This is a genomic window from Raoultibacter timonensis, from assembly GCF_022845715.1.
GTDB lineage: Bacteria > Actinomycetota > Coriobacteriia > Coriobacteriales > Eggerthellaceae > Raoultibacter > Raoultibacter timonensis.
Window position 1 is genome coordinate 511,014 of the sequence record NZ_AP025564.1, and the last position, 19,110, is coordinate 530,123.

A 19,110-nucleotide genomic window follows, 5' to 3' on the forward strand; every position below is an offset into this window, starting at 1 on the left:
ATCGAAAATCTCTGCCAAACTCGAGTGGTTTTACCGAAAACCCCCGTTGTGCGTGTTCCGGTGAGGCAGCGGGAGCCTTGTCGGTTTTGCTTTGGCAGCGAAAGGGCGGCTTCTGGAGTATGCTCGCAAGAGCGCAGTACCGTCGGTCTTCGCACTCGCAGCGGCGCGGCATCTTCGGCTTCCTTCGCTTGCGGCAGGCGGTATTCGCCCAGTTCCTCCTTGCGGTGGCTCAATCCGGCTTTGCGATCAATCCAACAACCAAATAACCAAATAACCAAATAACAAGCTCTCAAATTGCGATCTTGTCGGTATCATAAAGGAATATATTACATAATAATTGTGGAATATATTACAGTACTAGTTTGGTCACGTATTATGAGAACTTATTACATACCTGATGCGCCAAAGCACGGGTGTAGAACGGTTATGCGAGAAAAAGGATTGCGTATGCGAACGATGAGAGGCATATCGAATGCCCTGGTGGCGGCATTGCTGGCGTTGCTTCTCGTGGCGGCTTTGCCTCTGGCTGCCGCTGCGGAGGGAATTGCTGATTCCGCACGAGGGCAGCGAGCCGAAGGTGCTCAGGCCGAATCAGGTGACGGCTCCGATGTGGCGCCGCAGGCAGGCGAGCCGAACGGTAGCGAAAGCGGAGCAGATGCTGAGGGCGGGGCGTCCGGCGAGGGCGCGCAGAGCGATACCGGAGCACCGAACGGCGAAAGCGGTGCGGAGGCGAGCGATGCGATGCCCGCCGACTCCCTTTCGACCCAGGGTGAAAAGACCGACGATTCCTCGCAGGCTGCCGATCTTCGCGAGCAGCCCGATGCCGTTATTTCGATCGATGCTTCGGGGGATACGATGCTCGAGCTCAAAGACGACGGAACGTACGAGCTGACGGGAGCGGTTACGGGGTCGGGTTCGTACGACGCATCGACCGTCCTTGCAATGGCTTCCGATTCGGCGGGAACCGTGACCCTCAAGGGTACGGGCTCGCTTGCGAGCGCAACCTTGATGGAGTGGCCCAACATGGGATGGGAGCCTGCCGGGTTCAACCTCGTCGTTGCGGCGGGCGCGTCGGTTGCCTTCGGCGACGTGGTGGAATGCATGAACCTGACCGTATACGGAACGCTGAGATCCCAATGGTCGTTTTCGGGTGACGATCATCGCTGGTACGCCGTTGGGTGCTACGGGGCTTTGGTGATCGATGGCGGATCGATCGACGTGGCGGTTAAGCAGGGTTCGGTCAACGTCGATCCGGTTGTGAGCGTCGATTCGGGATACGGGCTCGATTACGACGAGCCCGTTGTCCCCCAGTCTCGTATTGCGAACGGCGGCAGTCTTTCGGTCGCGAATATGGAAGGCGAAGGATGGGGCAATCTCCTTTCTTTGAACAATGCCGATCTTCTGATCGAGAACGGCTCCCTTTCTCTGGCGGCTTCGGACAGCTCGAATATGAGCGGTATCGGCGGATACAGCAGCAAGCTTACCGTCGACGGTGGGAGCGTGAACATCGATGTTCCGAACGGGAGCGGCGCTTCCCTTTACGATATGGTCCTCGGCACGGAAGCATCGGTTGAAGTGACTGCCGGGTATAGCGGCATTGCCCTCGCCACTCTCCAGATCGGTGCCGAGGATGCTCCGAGCAGGGGGACCATTTCAGTGAGTTCTATCGGAACGGGTCTGGAAGTTACCGAATCGACGGAGATATTCGGCGCAGGCAAGGAGCACACGTCGATTACCGTTGCGGCGGGCGATCCTGAAGAGTACGGTTGGATCGGCGGCATATTGCGGGGCGCTCGCATCGCCGATACGAAAATATCGTCCAGTATCGTTTCGAAAGAGGCGGTTGGCCTGCTGATTTCGTGCAATAGGCAGATAATTCCAACGATGGCCACCGCAGGCATCGATTTGCGCGATGAAGCCGAACCCGAGCCTGAAATACCGACGGTGACCATCGATAACTCGACGATTATCGCACATGGGACCGAGGTTGGTTTGGAAACCGAAGGAGAGCGATTCCTGATCTCCGACACCGATATCGAAGCGGTCGCCTCGGGCGACGCCCTCGAGGGTCTTGTTGCGCCGCTGGCGACCCCGGCGACCTACCCGTCTGCCGCCATTCGCAGCAGCGAGGGGCAGATCGACCTCTCCAATACGACGGTCGACGCCCTGGGCACCTATTATGGGTGGCTCGGCATAAACTACACGCAGCCCGAAATTCCCTACGATCCTTACGATGTCGGCGACGAAGACGGCGACGACGAGTGGGACTGGGGCAATACGCGCATCTTTGTGCACAACGGTTCTCGCGTGAATGCGGAAGGCGATATCGCGGGCATTGCGCTAGCGGGCTCTCTCGCAGCCACATCGGCCGCGAGCGTTACGGGAACCGCCCGTCTGACCGACCCCTACGAGCCGGAAGCAAACGATGTTGCAGCCATCGCGATCTCGAACTACAAGGCGGGTAAAAACGAGATCAAGGCCGACGGCGGCACGGTGACCGAGCGCTACGTTGTTCCGGTGAGCGAAGCGATAGCCGACAACGAGGCCGATGCCTTCAACCCCTATGCCGGGGCATGGCACATGGCGAGCCCTGCGCATTATTCGTGGACAGCCGACCATCCCGCCGTACTGCTGGCATCGAACGAGAGTGGCGTGTATACGACGTCGGGGACGGGCAATGCCGAAACCGGCCTTTCGCTGACCGCTACGAGGACCGCGCCTGAAACAGGTGAGAAGGTGGTGCTCGGCCCGCAGGGTTCGGCGCACAACGTGGTTTTGCTCGGCGACATCAAGCCCCAGGATACGGTGAAGTACCTCGTGCGGTTCGAGCCGAACGGGGGTGCGCCGAAGCCAGCCGACCAGACGGTTGCGCGTGGTTCGGTAGCCGTCGAGCCGACCGGAGCCGAAAAGCCGGAGCTCGAGGGGTACACGCTCGAAGGCTGGTATACCGATCAGGCGTTGACGACGAAATGGAGTTTTGCCGAAGCGGTCATGGACGATATGACGCTGCATGCCAAGTGGATCGAAAACGATGTGCCCGTGCCTCCGGGGCCGGAGGATCCCGATCCCGAAGACCCGAAGCCGATCGACCCGAAACCGGTTGATGCGAAGCCCGCGTCGACCGGCAAGACCCTGGCGCGTACGGGGGATAGCCCTGTTCTGCCGATCGTTGCAGGTGCCGTGCTGCTTGGTGCGGGCGGCGTTGCTCTCGCCCTTGCAGCGAACTCCAAAAGGGCAGGTCGCATGAACAGGTAGCCGCAAGCAGCCCCGACCGATGCGATCGGGGCTGCTTTGATTGCTCGGGCATTCGGCGTGCTCGCTGCATTGCTAAGTGCGAAAGCCCTTGCGTTTACCGTAAAGATGACCGGTTAAGATATATTCAATGCGGCATGGGTGTAGAATTCGGAAGGAAGCGCGTTCGCTTGCGGCTTCTCGGAGTTCGGCTGTGCGCGTTTCTTCTGGGCGGATCCGATGGTACGGTTCTCCCGCGCGATGAGAGCCTGCGTAGCAAGGGGTGAAACGCCGCTCGTGAATATCGATAGCAGCATAGCGCTCGATCTTCTTTCCATCGTCTTCATGCTTGTGACGATGGGAGGTCTGAAAGCTTCGCGTACCAGGAAAACGTCGGGCCGCCTGTACTTCGGGCTGGTCGTATTCGTTATGGCGTTTCTCTTGCTCGATATGCTCTATCTTGTTTTTTCGGGGTCGTCCGAAGGTCTTTCGAGGGATGTCGCATTCGCGGCGAAAAGCGCGTACTTTGCCGTAAATGCCGCAATCGTTTGGATATGGGCGCGCTATGTCGATTGCACGCTGTTCGGGCGAGGCGGCAATCGTGCGTTCAGGGCATTCTACACGTGCGTGCTGGTGATAAACGAGGGCATCGTGCTGGTGAATCTGGCCTCGAAAGACATGTTTTTTATCGGCCAAGACGGCAGCTTTGTTGTGGGATTTGCGCTCATGTGGGTGTTCACGCTGCTCAACTACCTGAGTGCGCTCGCCGTAATCGCGGTGCTCTTCTCGCAGCGCAAACGGGTTAAGCGTGGAATCATCGTGCCGTTCGCTTTGTTCCCGCTGGTTCCGTTTGTCGCCGAAGTGGTGCAGCTGTTTGATCGGAGCGTCTCGCTTGCCTGCGCATATGCGGTATCGGCGCTCATGATCTATCAGGTTTCGCAGAGCGATCTGATGTACACGGATGAACTGACCGGACTGGCTACTCGCCGTGCTCTCGCGGATCGGCTGGACAAGTGGTTTTCAGGCGCGCGGCATGCGACGTTGCGCGGCGTTATGATCGACCTCGACGATTTGAAGCGCATCAACGACACGTTCGGCCATGCGTGCGGCGACGAGGCGCTGAAGACCTTATCGGCGATCATCCGCGCAAGCGAACCGAAGGAGGCCGTTTCGGCGCGCTACGGCGGAGACGAGTTCATCATTGCTTGGAATGCGGGGGATGGGCCGATGGCGTCTGAGGTGATCGCCCGCTTGGAGGCGGGCAAGGCCAAGGCGAACGAACATCCTGCGCCGTGGGGGAGTATCGACTTCAGCATAGGTGCGATCGAGTGTGCGGCCTTCGACTGCGACGGGGCCGATAGTTTTCTCAGACAGCTCGATGAAAGCATGTACGAGGAGAAGCGGCGAAAGAAGACGGGCATGGAGACGCGGGATGGGGCGTGAGACGTTTTTCGCGGTTTCAGGCGGTTTTCCGATGGCTTGCTGCTTGAGAGGGAAAATTTGGCGGCGATTCGAATCTTGCAGAGGACGGACCGATCGGAATCGCATCTGGAATTGCATCGTTGTTTCCGCTTGCCAGCGAAGGTCAACTGGGGTATCATTTTCACTTGCTTTCGGCTGAGGCCGGAGAGCGCATGCGGGTGTGGCGGAATTGGCAGACGCGTACGGTTCAGGTCCGTATGGGGGCAACCCCGTGAAGGTTCAAGTCCTTTCACCCGCACCATTCAAGGATAAAAGCCAGGTCTCGTACCTGGCTTTTTCTGTACGGTTCGCAACCGTTGCGGGAGGGATGAGCTATGCCAGAACAACGACGCCTGTACGAAGACGTGACCGCCCAAGGGCATCTGATCGATTCTAACATCCTGTCGAGCATCATGAACGGGATCGTCGAGCTCGACGGCGAGTTCGAGGTGCTTTCGCTCGATATCGGACGCGGCAACGAAAATCCCTCCAAGCTGACGATGCGCGTGTTCGGGCGCGACGAGCAGCACCTCTACGAGATATTGAGAAGCATTCACGAACACGGTGTCGTGCCCGTCCACCTTGAGAACGCCCACGTGGAGCCCGCCCCGGCTGACGGCGTGTTTCCCGAAGGCTTCTATTCCACCACCAACCTCGAAACGTATATCCGCATCGGCGGACATTGGGTGCACGTCGAGGGCACCGAAATGGATCTGGGTATCCGCGTCGACGAAGTGACGCAGACGGCCTGCGGCGTGCCGATCTCTCAGGTGCGTGCGGGCGACCGCTATGTGGTCGGCCAGGCGGGGCTCCGCGTGATCTCGCAGGAGCGGCCCCGTGAGAAAACGGCGTTCGAGTTCATGAATTCAACGGTGAGCAGCGAAAAGCCCAAAGCGCAGACCATCAAGCAAGTGGCATCGCTCATTCGGGAGGTGCGCGACGATGGGCGCAAGACCATTGCCGTGGCAGGCCCTGCGGTGATCCATACGGGTGCGGCCGAGCACCTTGCGCGTTTGGTGAACGCGGGGTACGTGAGCGTCCTGTTCGGCGGTAACGCTGTTGCGACGCACGATATCGAGGTCGCTCTTTTCGGCACCTCGCTCGGCATCGACATGAAGAGCGGAGTTCCCGTCCCCGGTGGTCACGAGCATCATCTGCGCGCCATCAACCGGATCAGGGCTGCGGGAGGCATTCGCGATGCGGTTGAGAAGGGCGTGCTCGCAAGCGGGCTCATGTACACGCTCGTGAAGACCGGCACCCCCTATATCCTCGCGGGGTCCATCCGCGACGACGGTCCCTTACCCGACGTTATCACCGATGTTATCGAGGCGCAGGATGCGATGCGTGCCTGGTGTCGCGAAGCGGGTGCGTGCATCATGCTTTCTACCATGCTCCACTCCATCGCCACCGGCAACCTCCTGCCCGCTTCGGTTACTACCGTGTGCGTGGACATCAACCCCGCGGTCGTCACCAAGCTCGCCGATCGGGGCAGCTTGCAGACGATCGGCGTGGTAACCGATGTCGGGTTGTTCCTGAAGCAGCTCGCCGACGAGCTGGGCTGCTGAGGCTCTCGCCACGCAGAGCTGCCGCCCGTGGTGCCTGCATGGGCAAAGGAGGCGGTAGCCTGCAGAAACACATGGAATCGCACGCCGCCGCCTTTCCGATGCGGGGGTCGGCAGAAAAAGGCATTCCCTTACCTCTTTGTCGGCCCAAATTTTGCTTTCGGTGCTATCATTTTCGCATTGTTGGCTTATTCCCGCTGTCGCAGGCGGGACGAAGGATTGGTGGGTGATTCTGGGTGGATAAGTTTTTCAAGATTTCAGAGAGGGGTAGCACGGTCTCCACGGAGATCATCGGTGGCTTGACGACGTTTCTCGCCATGTCGTACATCATCGCCGTGAATCCGGCAATGATGGAGGCGGCGGGAATTCCGTTCAACGCCGGTTTGACTGCAACATGCTTCGGCGCTGCTATCATGACGGTCGCGATGGGCCTGTTTGCCAACCGGCCCATCGCGCTCGCTTCAGGTATGGGAATCAACGCGATCGTGGCCTACACGCTCTGCTTGGGTCTTGGCGTCGACTGGCGCGTGGCGATGGGCGTTATTTTCCTCGAGGGTATCCTCATCCTCGTTCTGGTGCTCTGCGGTTTGCGCCAAGCGGTCATGGATGCCATCCCCGTTTCGCTGCGTCGGGCGATTGGCATCGGCATCGGTCTGTTCATCGCCTTTATCGGCCTCAAGGGCGGCGGATTCATCGCTGCTGACGAATCGACGTTCATCGTGCTCGGCGATCTGACGAGCCCTGCTGCGATCGTCGCCGTCGTCTCGCTCATCGTCGCGGTGATCTTCACAGCACTCAAGTTCAAAGCGGGCCTGCTCATCTCGATCATCGTTGCTACCGTTGTGGGCATTCCGCTCGGCGTGACGCCCCCGATCACCGACTTCACGTTCGTACCGGACTTCTCTGCTTTCGCGGCACCGTTCCAGATGACGCCCAACGGCGTTATGGGCATCGTGGAAGTGTTCATGCAGCCCATCTTGCTGCTGTTCGTGTTCAGCTTGCTCATGAGCGACTTCTTCGACACCATGGGCACCGTGGTGGCTGTTGGCAGCCGCGCCGAATTCGTTGACGAAAAAGGCGATGTCGAAGACATCAAGCCCATCCTTACGGTCGACTCCGCTGCGGCGGCTGTGGGCGGCTTCGTGGGTGCGAGCTCCATCACGTCGTTTGTCGAATCGGTTTCCGGTGCTGCGGCCGGCGCTCGTACCGGTTTGTCGAACATCGTGATCGGCATCGCGTTTGCCGTGTGCGCGTTCCTTGCTCCCGTTATCGGCATGGTGAGCGGCTCGGCAACATGCGGCGCGCTCGTGGTTGTCGGGTATCTCATGATGACCGAGATCGGCGAGATCGATTGGTCGGATATCGCCTCGGCGTTTCCGGCGTTCGTCACGATCATCGGCATCCCCTTTACCTACTCGATCGCCAACGGCATCGGGTTCGGTTTCATCTCCTACTGCATCATCAAGGTGGTTCAGGGCAAGCCGAAAGACGTCAAACCGCTTATGTGGGTCGCGGCGCTTGCGTTCTTGGCGGCGTTCATCTTCGCCTAAACGGTTCGCTCCGCTGCCATTCTCATGCGTGTGCACCCGGTCGCTTCGGCCGGGTGCACTGCTGTATCCTCTGTTTTCGGAACAGAGGATACACGGCCGGCGGCTACCGCTGCTTTGCCCTCTGCGTCGCTACCGCCTGAAGTGGTAATTCCTCTTGTCTTCGTACATGAGTGCATCCGCCTGCGCGACGAGATCGCGGGGAGCGCAATTGCCGTCGTCCCAAACGGCACCTACCGATACGTTGACAATGCTGTCCCGGGCAATGCTCTCTTTGAAGCTTTCGATACGGCGGTCGAACTCGATGCGGGGCAGATCGATAGCGAACGCGACGAACTCGTCGCCGCCGATGCGGAACACGCTGCCGGAAAACGATTCGTTGAGGAGTTGTCCCGCCCGCTGGATGATCCTGTCTCCGAACGAGTGCCCCTGGGTGTCGTTCGCGATTTTGAGGTCGTTGATATCCACGAATACGACCCCGAAGGCGGCGGGCCGATTTTCGGAGAACTCGACGAGCTTTTCGAGGTAGCTGGTGCGGTTTCCTATTCCCGTAAGGCTGTCAACGTGCGAGAGCTCGTTGAGCCGCTCGAGCATCTGGCGCTTCTCGAGATCGTTTTGCACGAAATACGTGAGGGAGCGCAACAGCCGGTCCTCTTCGGTGTTGCGCCGCGGATTGTCGACGCCGAGCATGCCCCTCATCACGCCGCCTTCCTCGTACAGCGGCACGACGATCAGGCTGTCTATCCCTTGGGGTGCGAGTGTGCGGTATTCTTCCGTATCGTGGTCGAGCGTGCTTTCGATGTCGATGAGGTGAACCATGCCGATGGAATCGAACTGCTGTATCCAGCTGTCGAATGCATCGAGGGGCACATTGCGAAGACTATCTATTTCCGGGGGTATTGCGGCTGCGCACCACTCGTAGGTATTTGTCATGGCGATGCCGCTGAGCGTCGATTCGAACACGTAGGCGCGGTCGGCATTGTAGAATTCCCCGAGGATGCGAAGCAGCTCGTCGATCCCCGATGCTCCCTCAATGTTTCCCGAAAGCGTGCGAGCGCAGCGGACAAGCGTTTCTTCGACGGCCAGGCGTGCTTCGAGACTGCTGCGCTCCTCGACTTCGGGGGTGGTGTCGTCGGCTATTTGGAGCCGCACGGGCTTGCCGTCTACTTCGATGAGCTTGTCGCGGCAAAGAAGATAGCGCCCATGTCGTTCGCTATAGTGCTGGTAGCAGTGCGTTTCGTCGAAAGAAAGCTTGTCGTTCGTGCAGAACGGACACGGCTCCTCGAGGCCGTATAGCACGCGATGGCACACCTTGCCACGGTAATCGTTGTCTGCGGAGCCGAGCAGATCGCGCGCTGTTTTGTTGAGGTACAAAAGCTCGTTGGTGCATGTGTCGGAAACGTAGATGAACCCGTCGCTTTCTTCGCATATGGCGGCTGTGATGTCGCTGCTGTCCATAGTCGACTCCTCGCTGCGGGAATCGGGCGAGGGATTAGCGGCGTGCTCTGAACGGTTTTGCTTTGACGCCATGCTCGCTCCCAAACGGATCGAATACGTTAATGCATGCCAGTATAGCTTATATAAGACTAAAATACTTAGTTATACAGAGTGCTCTAGCGAAAACCAGGCGGGTGCCCATGGTCGCAGGACGAACGTTTGGTTGATGATGCGCCGCATCGTGCGATGGCGATGCGACGGAGATAAAGATACGTGATAAACTCATATAATACTCTTGCATGCGCGTATGGGGTTCGCGCGTGCGGCATCGAACGAGCCGAATCGGGCGAGCAGGGCTTTGGCCGCCCGCCCGAGGTCGAACGGTGCGGTAAGCTCGTGAGCGAAAGGCGGGGCATGGCTGAGATAACAGCTCCCGACGGCAGGCAGCGGTGGAACGCCTATGTGGTAGACAGCCACCATCGGCTGGTCTACCTCGATCAGAATACGATGAAAACCATGCCCGAGGCCCGTCTCGGCGATCGTTGCTACGAGATTGTTCGGGGGGAGAACGCACCGTGTCCGGATTGCCCATGGCGCAACAAAAACGACGACCGCCTCGGCCGCAGCGTGCTGTACAACCATCACAAGCATGCATGGTTCGAGGCGACGTGCATCGATATCGATTGGCCGGATCACGGTCCTTGCATGCTGATGGCGAGCAGGGAAATCGACGAGTCGGACAAGAATCTGCTGCTCGAACTCGACGGCAGCTCGGCCTACGATGAGCTTATCGAGATCGATGTCGTGTGCAGGACGTTTCGCGTGCTGTACCACGAACCGGGGAAGTACGTCATGCCGAGCATGGGCGGAGCATTCAGCGACGCCGAACGCGACGCGCGTCTGGCCACGATTCACGAAGAGGATCGGGATCGGTACCGAGCCTTATGGAGCTACGAAAACCTTGTACGGGTGCTCGAGCGCGGCGTGAAGGTGTCGGGCGGCGAGTTTCGAACGCTGAAGGAAGACGGCACGTGGAGCTGGGTTTCCCATTCCATCGTGCCGCTTGTCGGCGAAGAGCGCGAAGACCCTTCGCTTCTGTGTTTCATCACCGATGTCCAGCGCAGGAAAGACCATGAGGCTGCACGAGTCGGCGATGATGGCGACCTGGCCGCGCGTGACGAACGCGATTCTATCACGGGTCTTTGGGGCGCCCGCCCCTTCCTCGACGAAGTGGAACGCAGGATTGCGGACGCCGATCGCGCAGGCGGATACGAGATGGTCTACATCGATATCGAGCACTTCAAGGTGCTGAACGATTGGTACGGTCGCGAAGTGGGGGATCGCATGCTTCGCGCGCTCGCGGATCGACTGGCTTCTTTCTGCGAACGGCACGAAGGTTCGGTGGGCTATTTCGGGTCGGACGATTTCGTTGCGTTGCTGCCTGCGGGAATCGCCCGCGATAACGATCTCGAATCGGCGATCGGTACGATCGCTCCCGATGAAACCATGGATGTTCGCTTCTATCCCGCTATCGGCGTGTGCGGCGTCGACGGTTCCAATGTGCCCGTCAGCGCATTCTGCGATCGGGCCATGATCGCCATGAACACGGTGAAGGGAACCTATGCGCGCCGTATCGCGTGGTACGATCGGGGCATGGGGCTCGAGCTCGAGCAGGAACCGAAGATGCTCGCAGCCATTCAGCGCGCGCTCGATCAGCGCGAGTTCGTCTTGTATGCGCAACCGAAGTGCAACATCCGAACGGGTCGTATCGTGGGGATCGAGGCGCTCGTCCGCTGGAACCATCCCGAAAAAGGGCTGGTCGGCCCTGGGGAGTTCGTACCGTTTCTTGAAAGAACGGGTTTCATCGTCTATCTTGACCGCTATGTATGGGATATGGCGTGCGGCCTGCTTGCGTCGTGGATCGCCGAAGGCAGGCATCCTATTCCCGTGTCGGTCAACGTTTCACGCGCCGACGTGCGCGCCATCGACGTGGCCGATGAGCTCGAGCGCATCGTTGAGCGTCACGGGATCGAGCGGAGGTTGCTCGAGGTGGAGATCACCGAAAGCGCCTACGCCGAAGACGAATGCGTGACGCATCTGGTCGACGATTTGCAGCGGCGGGGCTTTACCGTGCTCATGGATGATTTCGGAAGCGGCTATTCTTCGCTTAACATGCTGAAGAGCATCGGAGTGGATACGCTGAAAATCGATATGGGTTTGCTGCGCGAAGATGCCGACGACGCGAATCGAAGCGAAGGCATCTTGGAAGCCGTGACGAGTATGGCGCGGTTGATGGACATGCCCGTCATTGCCGAGGGTGTCGAAACCGCAGAGCAGGTAGAATTTTTGAAACGAATCGGGTGCGATTACGCGCAGGGGTTCTACTTCTACCGTCCGATGCCGCAGAGCGAATTCGAAGCGCTTATGGAAACCGAAGGGCTCATCGACTATCGCGGTGTGCTTCCGCGCGTCGTCGACGATATCGATCTGGCCGATTTGGTGCAAGACGGAGGCGCGGCGAGCCGCACCATCCTCGAAAACCTGCTAGGCGGTATGGCGGTATACGCCGTCTATTCCGACCGTTTCGAGCTCATGCAGGTAAACAACGGTTACTACCGGGTAACCGGATGCAATCCGGTCGATCTCGGAGAGCGCCAGGCCTGGATTTACCGCATGATCCATCCCGATGACCTGCCGATGATCCTCGATATGTTCGATCGAGCCGAACGCCATCCCATCGCCGGCGCGGAAGCGACGTTTCGGCGGTACCGCCTTTCGGGCGAGCTCGGTTGGTTTCATATGAAGGCGTACTTCCTCAAAAGCGAGGGCGAGCGGCGCATCTTCTACGCGGGGATATCCGACGTGACCGAGCAGAAGCTGCAAGAGGAGGCGCTGCTCTCATCGCAGGCCGTACTCGATAGCGTGCTTGGTATCACTTCGATCAACGAGGGCATCGACGCTTTGACCGAAGAGTACCGCAGCATCGCCTCGCACTTGTTCGCGCAAACGGTTCCATGCGGTTTGATCGGCGGTTACTGTGAGGATGGGTTCCCCCTCTTCTACGCGAATCGCCAAATCGTCGAGATGCTCGGATACAGTACGTTCGACGAGTTCGTAGCCGGCATCGACGGGCATGTGATCAACACCATTCATCCCGACGATCTTCCCCAGGTGATCGAAGATATCGGGCCGACGTACTACGAGGGGCTGTGCTACGAGACTATGTACCGCATGCCCCGCAAGGATGGAAGCTGGTTCTGGACGGTCGACCGCGGTCGCGTGCTACGCGTCGAGGACGGACGGCTCGCGATTGCGAGCGTTTGCTGGGAGATCAAAGACGTAGCTCGTTTCAGGGACCTCCTTTCGGGGTTGGGCGAAGCGGAGTGAAGATACCGCTCCCGCTCGGCTCGCGCGGTCCGAAGCTCACCGCCGTGTTTCTGCGACGGGGCTTTCTGCGGGATTTGTGCGGTCGGGTTGCCCGTATGGGCGCAATGCCTCCGCCAGGCTCAAGCCCGTCTGTCAGGCTAAAGAGTATCCATCCTGTTCGATCCGGTCGATGAGCTCTTGGCGTCCGCCGGTGATTTCCATCTTCGAATAGATGTGGCGCACATGGGTTTGCGCGGTACTTTTGGCAATGAACAGTTCGTCGCAGATGTAGGGAATGCTTCGCCCTTTGAGCAGAAGTGCAAGCACCTCGACTTCGCGCGGGGAGAGACGGTACCGTTCGGCAACGCGATCGAGGTCGGGCGAGCCGGAGCTGTCGTCTTCGTCTCGCATGGACGCATCGGGCTCGAAGAACTGGCCGCCCATCTCCTTCGTCTCGTTGGCGAAGCGCGATCCGTCTGACATCTGCCACGCCATCGCGACGAGCAGAAACAGCGAAACGATGCTCAGCGTGGCTACGTAGTCGAAGCCGGGTTGGCGGATCAGGACGAGAAGCCAGGCGACGAGTTCCCCGGCAGCGATACCGGCCAGCAACGTGAGGAACCCCTGTGCGTACACGCGCAGGTACGGGAGGCGCCACTTCTGACTGATGTTGCCCATCACGATCCAGAAGAACACCATGAAGCTTCCGAATCCCGCAAACGCGATGGCCATGCAGGCGAGCGACAGTTCCGAACTCGAAAACGGTAGCAGCAGAAACGCGATGGCCACGAGTATGGTGGCGGGTCGGTAGGCGACGACGGGGTTTTCCCGATGGATGCGCTTGACCATGTACAGCGTAAGCGCGATTTCGATGATGAGAAATGCTGCAACGTTTACAACGCCCGGCACAACCGAGAGGACCCACATCGACTCGGTTTCGGGTAGCACATGCCCGGCGAGCACGAACAGCATCCCGTACAAGGCGATGGCGGCCGAGAGTTCGCGTCCGAACGGATGGAGAACGGCTCTGCGCATCTCGATGCCCTGCGCAGGATCCGCACCAGAACCATCGCGTGCGATGCGATCCGCCGATTGAAGGTGAAAGCCCGTTTCGGATTCGGCATCGTCGGGAGCGGCGCTCGCGCGCAGCACCATCCAGCAAGCTGTCGAGGCGATCGGCAGGCATGCTCCGACGAACAGCGCGAACGGCTGGGGTATAGCAACGATGGCGAAGTAGAGAATGCATCCGCAGATAGCTCCCGCGGCGGATGCCACAACGCGCTTTCTCAGGCGAATCGTCGAAAACGGCTGCGCCCACCCCAGGCATAGCCCTGCCACGCCGCAGGCAACGAAGACCGCAGCGAGAAAATCAATCGCGGCACTCTCGGTAAAGCGATGGAGTAAAACGCCGAGAAACGCTGTCGCGCCCGTGAAGGCCACTCCCGAAGAAAGCGCCTTTCCTTCCGGGTTCTCGCCCTTTGCGCCAAGGACGAGCGAAATCACGAACAAGACGACCGAGCAGAAGACCGCAACGATGCGCCACGACAGCCCTTGGGCGATCAGCGTCGGCGCAGTTGAGAACACCGGCGAGATGGCAAGCAGGAGCAGCCAGCAGACGGCGGCCGATGTGCCTGCCATCATGCGCATATCGCAGCTTTCTCTCAGATTGTCCCACCATACGGCTATCATCGCCACCTCCGTCGATTCATGGTCGCATAGCGCCCAATTCGGGTCAATCGTTGCTTTTTACCGATGCGTTTTCCTGCGAATACTCACTTCGCATCGATGGTGCGGCGCGTTCGGGAGCGACACACTATCGGCATGGATGCAGACGTTCGATGGGAGGAAACCATGGAAGGGCAGAAAAAGGGATTGAGCAGAAGGAGCTTTCTCGGTCTTGGCGCGGCATCGGTAGCCGCTATGGGAGTGGCGGGGCTCACGGGATGCGCTCCGCAGGAATCGGAGGCGGTCGCTAACGCGAAGGTAGGCGTGAAAACCTACAGTTGGGAAACCGAACCCGAAGCAATCGGATCGGTTGAAGGCGCCGAATCGGTTGACGTTGTGGTCGTTGGAGCGGGCATGGCCGGGCTTTCGGCTGCGTGCTCGGCTGCCGAAAAGGGGGCGAGCGTGCTTGTCCTCGAAAAGACCGGCATCGCAAACTTTCGCGGCATCGATTACGGCGCGATCGGCGGTTCGTTGCAGAAGGAGGTCGGCATCGATCTGACGGCGCGCAAAGAGGACGTGTTGCAGGAGGTTCTGCGCTGGGGCGGGCACAGAGGAGATTACCGCGTGGTCAAGGCGTGGGTCGACCATTCGGCCGAGGCGCTCGATTGGGCCGCAGGCATGCTCACCGACCACGGCATCACCGTTGCGCCGATGCCCGAGGAGATGCAGGTTATTCCCGATGCATGGTACGAGCATTTCGCAACCGACGCATTCCAGATCGTGCCGACCGACGATCTCATGGCCGAAGGAGCCGAAGCGGGTTACGAGCCTCCGTTTGCGATCGGGTGGGCGAAGGCGTTTACGGCCTATGCTGAGGAGCTCGGAGTGGAGATCCGCTTCAACGTGACGGCCGAGCAGCTTATTCGCGGCGAGAGCGGACCGGTGACCGGCGTCGTGTACAAAGACGGCTCGAAACACTATCAGGTTGATGCGAAGAGCGTGGTTTTGGCTGCGGGCGGCTACGGAGCCGATGCCGAAATGATGGACGCGTTCGTTCCGAACCACGAAGAGGATATATACAACATCACGACTCCCGCGCACAACACCGGCGACGGCATTCGCATGGGAGCGTGGGCGGGCGCCTCGATCGACCCTGCGCCGCATTGCCCGATGTACTTCGACGAGGGCGTCGAGGGGCTTGAGCACATGCCGTCGATCCCGCTGACGCGCCAGCCATGGCTGTACCTCAACGATTTCGGCGAGCGATTCTGCAACGAGGACATGCCGTACGCCTATGTCTGCCGTGCACACAACGCCCAGCCGCGCCATATGAAGTGGGTTGTATGGGATGCGAAATGGGAAACCGACGGCCCCGCCATGGGCATGGTGGTATGCAAGGATTTCCGTTCGCCTTTGCACAATCCCGAAGAGATACAGCAGTTTATAGAAGAAGGCCAGATTCTTTCGGCCGACACGATCGAAGGGCTGCTTGCAAAGATGGAAGGCATCGACCAGGAAACGGCGAAGGCGACCATCGAGCATTACAACGAGCTGTGCGCAGCGGGCGTCGATACCGATTTCGGCAAACGTGCGCAGTGCCTGAGCTCGATCACCGAGCCGCCGTTCTACGCGGTGCATTCGGGAACGACGCTGCTGATCACACTCGGCGGACTGGAAATCGATGAGAACCAGCAGGTGCTCGATGCCGAGAAGAAGCCCATCGAAGGTCTATGGGCTGCCGGTAACTGCTCGGGCAGCTTCTTCTTCGACGATTATCCGATCACCATTTCGGGCGTGAGCCACGGCCGCGCCTGCACGGGTGGACGTCGTGCCGGACAGTTCGCAGCAGATCGGGCAAAACAAGCGTAAAACAAGCGTAAAACAAGCGTAAAACAAGCGGCATCGGTTTCTCGCATGGCCTCGCGCCTCTTCGGGTGCGAGGCCATGCGCGTTTCTTTCCGTCGCGTAAGGCGTGCATGCGCTGCGGACGGCACCTGTCGGATGCTATCTCCGGTAGGCCTGTTTGCCGAGAGGCATCGGATCGGGGTTGGCGAGGACCCATCGCACCGCAAGCTCGCTGAGGCGGTCGGGCTCCTTCTCACCGAAGCCGTCTTCGAGGGCGTCTACAAGCGCGTCCGCCTCGTCTGCTTCCGTTTCGCTCAACGGGTTTCCGGAGCGAAAGAAACGGGCGAGGGCGCAGAGCATCTTGTTGAAATCGGCATCCCAGTTGATGCCGCCGTTATCGAGCACCTCGTAGGCGACTTTGCCGGTGATGCGTATGGCTTCGCCCTGGGCGGTGGCTGCGTGGCCTTTGGCAGGGACAAGATAGTCCCACAGCTCGGCGTGTTGCTTCTGCCAGGTTTCAGCGTCTACGGCGATGGGGGATACGCCATCGTGGATGCGCCTCCTTGCGGCGGGAGCAACCCCGAACAGCTCGTAGAGATGGGAGAGCGCCGCGTCGGTTTCCTCGAGCGAATCCTTGTTGAAGCTATCGCGGTAAAACTCGAAGGATTTTCCGATGCTTTCGACGGATCGTTTTGCCGCCGGTGCGGTACCGTCTCCGGCTTCAACGAGGAGGTCCGCCACTGCGGCAACGTTCACGATATCGGCGTTTCGGCATTCGCGAAGGCTCTGTTCGAGCGGCGTCCGCTCCTCGTTGTTCCTTGCAAGCGGATCGGCGCCGAGTGCGAGCAGCCGTTCGACCGTTTGGGCGACGCCTTTGCAGGCGGCGCGATGCAGCGGCGTATTGCCGTCGTTGTTTTTCGCTTCGATATCGGCACCGAGTTGGACGAGCAGCTCGGTATTTCCCTGCCAGCATGCAGCTTCCTTGTGCAGGGGCGTGTTTCCGTACAAATCCTTCGCGTTGATATCCGCCCCTTGGGCGACGAGCCACCGAACGGCTTCTTCGGGCATACCGGCAAAGGCAAGTGCCGTCTCTTTGGCGTAGCCGCTGGTTGCATCGATCCGGCATCGATCGAATACCGCCTTGATGGCGGCAACATCGCCGGCCCCGACGGTATCGGCGAAATCCTTCGGAAGCGTTGTGCGCAATCTGTTTTCAGGCGAGGCGGTTTGGGCGGCGGTGCTTTTGCTGGCGGATGCAGCTTTCTGTGTTTGAACAGGTTCTTTTGCTGCAGTTCGCTTTTTCTTGAAAGCATCGAACAATCCCATGGGCAAGTCCTCTCGATGTGCGGTTGCATTGCCGTTCCCCTTCTCATGATAGCGGGTGTTGGGATTTCTTGGAAGGAAGACGGTGCTGCGGCAGAGAAATGGGAGCAAAACAGCAACACGCTCGCCGAAAGGGCGACGGTGGACAAGGATTCGTGTCCAATCGATTTGCTTGCCGCAGCTGCGCGCCGAGGCCCCGGTTCGCCTTTCTGGCTCCGCGTCGGAACCGATGCCTCGCGCGGATTGCCTAGCAAGCATTTGACGCTTCGGGGTCTTAAGCGAAACCATATCAATGGTGGTTTGTCGGCGGATCGACGTCGCGCCCCCTCGGCCTATGTCAAAGCTGATCCGCGCGCCCTATCCCATTCCCGGGTGCGCTATCATTACTTCGTGCGAAAGCGAAAGGGAACTGAGCGGAGGCAGGGTGCGATGAGCCGTCTATTCGAAGAGTTGACCATGGGAGCTATGCGGGCGAAAAACCGCTTCGTGCGGGCGGCGACGTACGAGGGGCTTGCCACCGATGACGGGCATCTGACGCAAGAGCTGACAGCGATCTACGAAGAGCTGGCCGAAGGCGGCGTGGGAACCATCATCGCGGGGTATGCGTACGTCACGGCCGATGAGCACCCGAATCCGAACATGATGGGAATCTACGACGACTCCTTTGTTCCCGAATACCGAGCACTTGTCGATGCCGTGCACGAACGAGGAGCCAGCATCGTCTCGCAGATCGTGTACGGAGGCTCTGCGAGCAGGCTCGATCCGCCGAGCGAACGCATTCTGGGACCTTCGGCCATCGCGAACCCGAAGACGGGTATCGTGCCCGTTGAGGCGTCGCAGCATGATATCGAGATGCTGATCGAGGCGTTTGCCGCCGCAGCGCGCCGTGCGAAGGAGGCTGGATTCGACGGCGTCGAGCTGCATGCGGCCCATGGATATCTGCTGAGCCAGTTCTTGAGTCCGCTGCTCAACCATCGCACCGATGAGTACGGCGGCTCGATCGAAAACCGCGCCCGCATCATCGTGGAGGCGATGGCTGCGATTCGCGACGGGGTGGGGCGAGGCTATCCGCTTATGGTGAAGCTCAACAGCTCCGACGGCGTGGACGGGGGGTTGTCTGAGGAAGACAGCCTTGCGGTGGCGAAGATTCTTGTTGCAAGCGGCATCGATGCGATCGAGGTGAGCGGTGCGTGGCGCGCATGCAAGGTGAGGGGGGTCGCGGGCGAGCCCTTTTTCGCCGCTTACGCGAAACGGTTGGCCGAGGAGGCTTCGGTGCCGATCGTTCTCACGGGCGGCAATCGGAGTTTTGCCGTAATGGAGCGAATGGCGGCTGAGGACGCTGTCGCTGCGTTCGGGATGTGCCGCCCCCTCATATGCGAACCCGATCTCGTGAATCGGTGGGCTGCCGATCCTGCGTATGGCCCGCGTTGCATCTCGTGCAACAAGTGCGATGCGACGCGCGGGCACCGCTGTATTCTGCCTGCGAAGTAAACGGATGCCCGAAAGCATTCGGGCTTCCGTGACCGTTGGAGCCGATCGGCCCGTCGTTATGCGTTTGCGAGCGCGCTTCGGCCGTTCATGCCAAACAGGAGCTCATTGATCTTGTCGATGAGAAGTGCGGTTAGCCAAGCAAAACGGCCGCTATGCACGACGTGCGCGGTCGGGCGGGTGTT

General features: G+C 59.7%; 10 protein-coding genes and 1 tRNA gene. 8 read left to right on the forward strand and 3 right to left on the reverse strand.

Translation table 11 applies throughout. The annotated features are described in order from the left end of the window. The first annotated feature begins 447 nt into the window (after positions 1-447). The 5 genes from MWL89_RS02000 (at position 448) to MWL89_RS02020 (ending at position 7,804) form a co-directional block, all read left to right on the forward strand. Positions 448-3,255: an InlB B-repeat-containing protein gene (locus MWL89_RS02000; protein WP_244411562.1), complete on the forward strand. Its 2,808-nt coding sequence runs from the start codon at positions 448-450 to the stop codon at positions 3,253-3,255. A 273-nt stretch (positions 3,256-3,528) separates the two neighbouring features. Continuing rightward, positions 3,529-4,674 (forward strand): GGDEF domain-containing protein, encoded by a 1,146-nt coding sequence (locus MWL89_RS02005; protein ID WP_244411563.1) that lies wholly within the window; start codon positions 3,529-3,531, stop codon positions 4,672-4,674. Positions 4,675-4,867: 193 nt separating this feature from the next. Then, positions 4,868-4,954 (forward strand) — tRNA-Leu (locus MWL89_RS02010). 73 nt (positions 4,955-5,027) lie between these two features. Beyond that, a complete protein-coding gene (locus MWL89_RS02015; RefSeq protein WP_102379261.1) occupies positions 5,028-6,257 on the forward strand; it encodes an ornithine cyclodeaminase, nickel-pincer nucleotide-dependent in 1,230 nt (409 codons plus the stop codon). Positions 6,258-6,490: 233 nt separating this feature from the next. Beyond that, positions 6,491-7,804, forward strand: coding sequence for an NCS2 family permease (locus tag MWL89_RS02020; protein WP_244411564.1), 1,314 nt, complete (start codon positions 6,491-6,493; stop codon positions 7,802-7,804). Between the two features lie 129 nt (positions 7,805-7,933). Here the strand turns inward: MWL89_RS02020 and MWL89_RS02025 are convergent, their stop codons facing one another. Then, complete coding sequence (locus MWL89_RS02025) at positions 7,934-9,331, reverse strand: GGDEF domain-containing protein (RefSeq protein ID WP_244411565.1); 1,398 nt, start codon at positions 9,329-9,331, stop codon at positions 7,934-7,936. Positions 9,332-9,652: 321 nt separating this feature from the next. Here MWL89_RS02025 and MWL89_RS02030 point away from each other — a divergent pair, with 321 nt between their 5' ends. Further along, positions 9,653-12,625 (forward strand): EAL domain-containing protein, encoded by a 2,973-nt coding sequence (locus MWL89_RS02030; RefSeq protein ID WP_244411566.1) that lies wholly within the window; start codon positions 9,653-9,655, stop codon positions 12,623-12,625. 132 nt (positions 12,626-12,757) lie between these two features. On the opposite strand, the gene MWL89_RS02035 is transcribed toward MWL89_RS02030, so the two are convergent. After that, positions 12,758-14,293: a helix-turn-helix transcriptional regulator gene (locus MWL89_RS02035; RefSeq protein ID WP_244411567.1), complete on the reverse strand. Its 1,536-nt coding sequence runs from the start codon at positions 14,291-14,293 to the stop codon at positions 12,758-12,760. 162 nt (positions 14,294-14,455) lie between these two features. On the opposite strand from MWL89_RS02035, the gene MWL89_RS02040 reads away from it, so the two are divergent. Continuing rightward, positions 14,456-16,138, forward strand: coding sequence for an FAD-dependent oxidoreductase (locus MWL89_RS02040; protein ID WP_244411568.1), 1,683 nt, complete (start codon positions 14,456-14,458; stop codon positions 16,136-16,138). 135 nt (positions 16,139-16,273) lie between these two features. Here MWL89_RS02040 and MWL89_RS02045 read toward each other — a convergent pair whose 3' ends face one another. Next, positions 16,274-17,440 (reverse strand): ankyrin repeat domain-containing protein, encoded by a 1,167-nt coding sequence (locus MWL89_RS02045; RefSeq protein ID WP_244411569.1) that lies wholly within the window; start codon positions 17,438-17,440, stop codon positions 16,274-16,276. Positions 17,441-17,866: 426 nt separating this feature from the next. Between MWL89_RS02045 and MWL89_RS02050 the strand changes: the two genes are divergently transcribed. Next, a complete protein-coding gene (locus MWL89_RS02050; RefSeq protein ID WP_102379253.1) occupies positions 17,867-18,928 on the forward strand; it encodes an NADH:flavin oxidoreductase in 1,062 nt (353 codons plus the stop codon). The last annotated feature ends 182 nt before the right edge of the window (positions 18,929-19,110 follow it).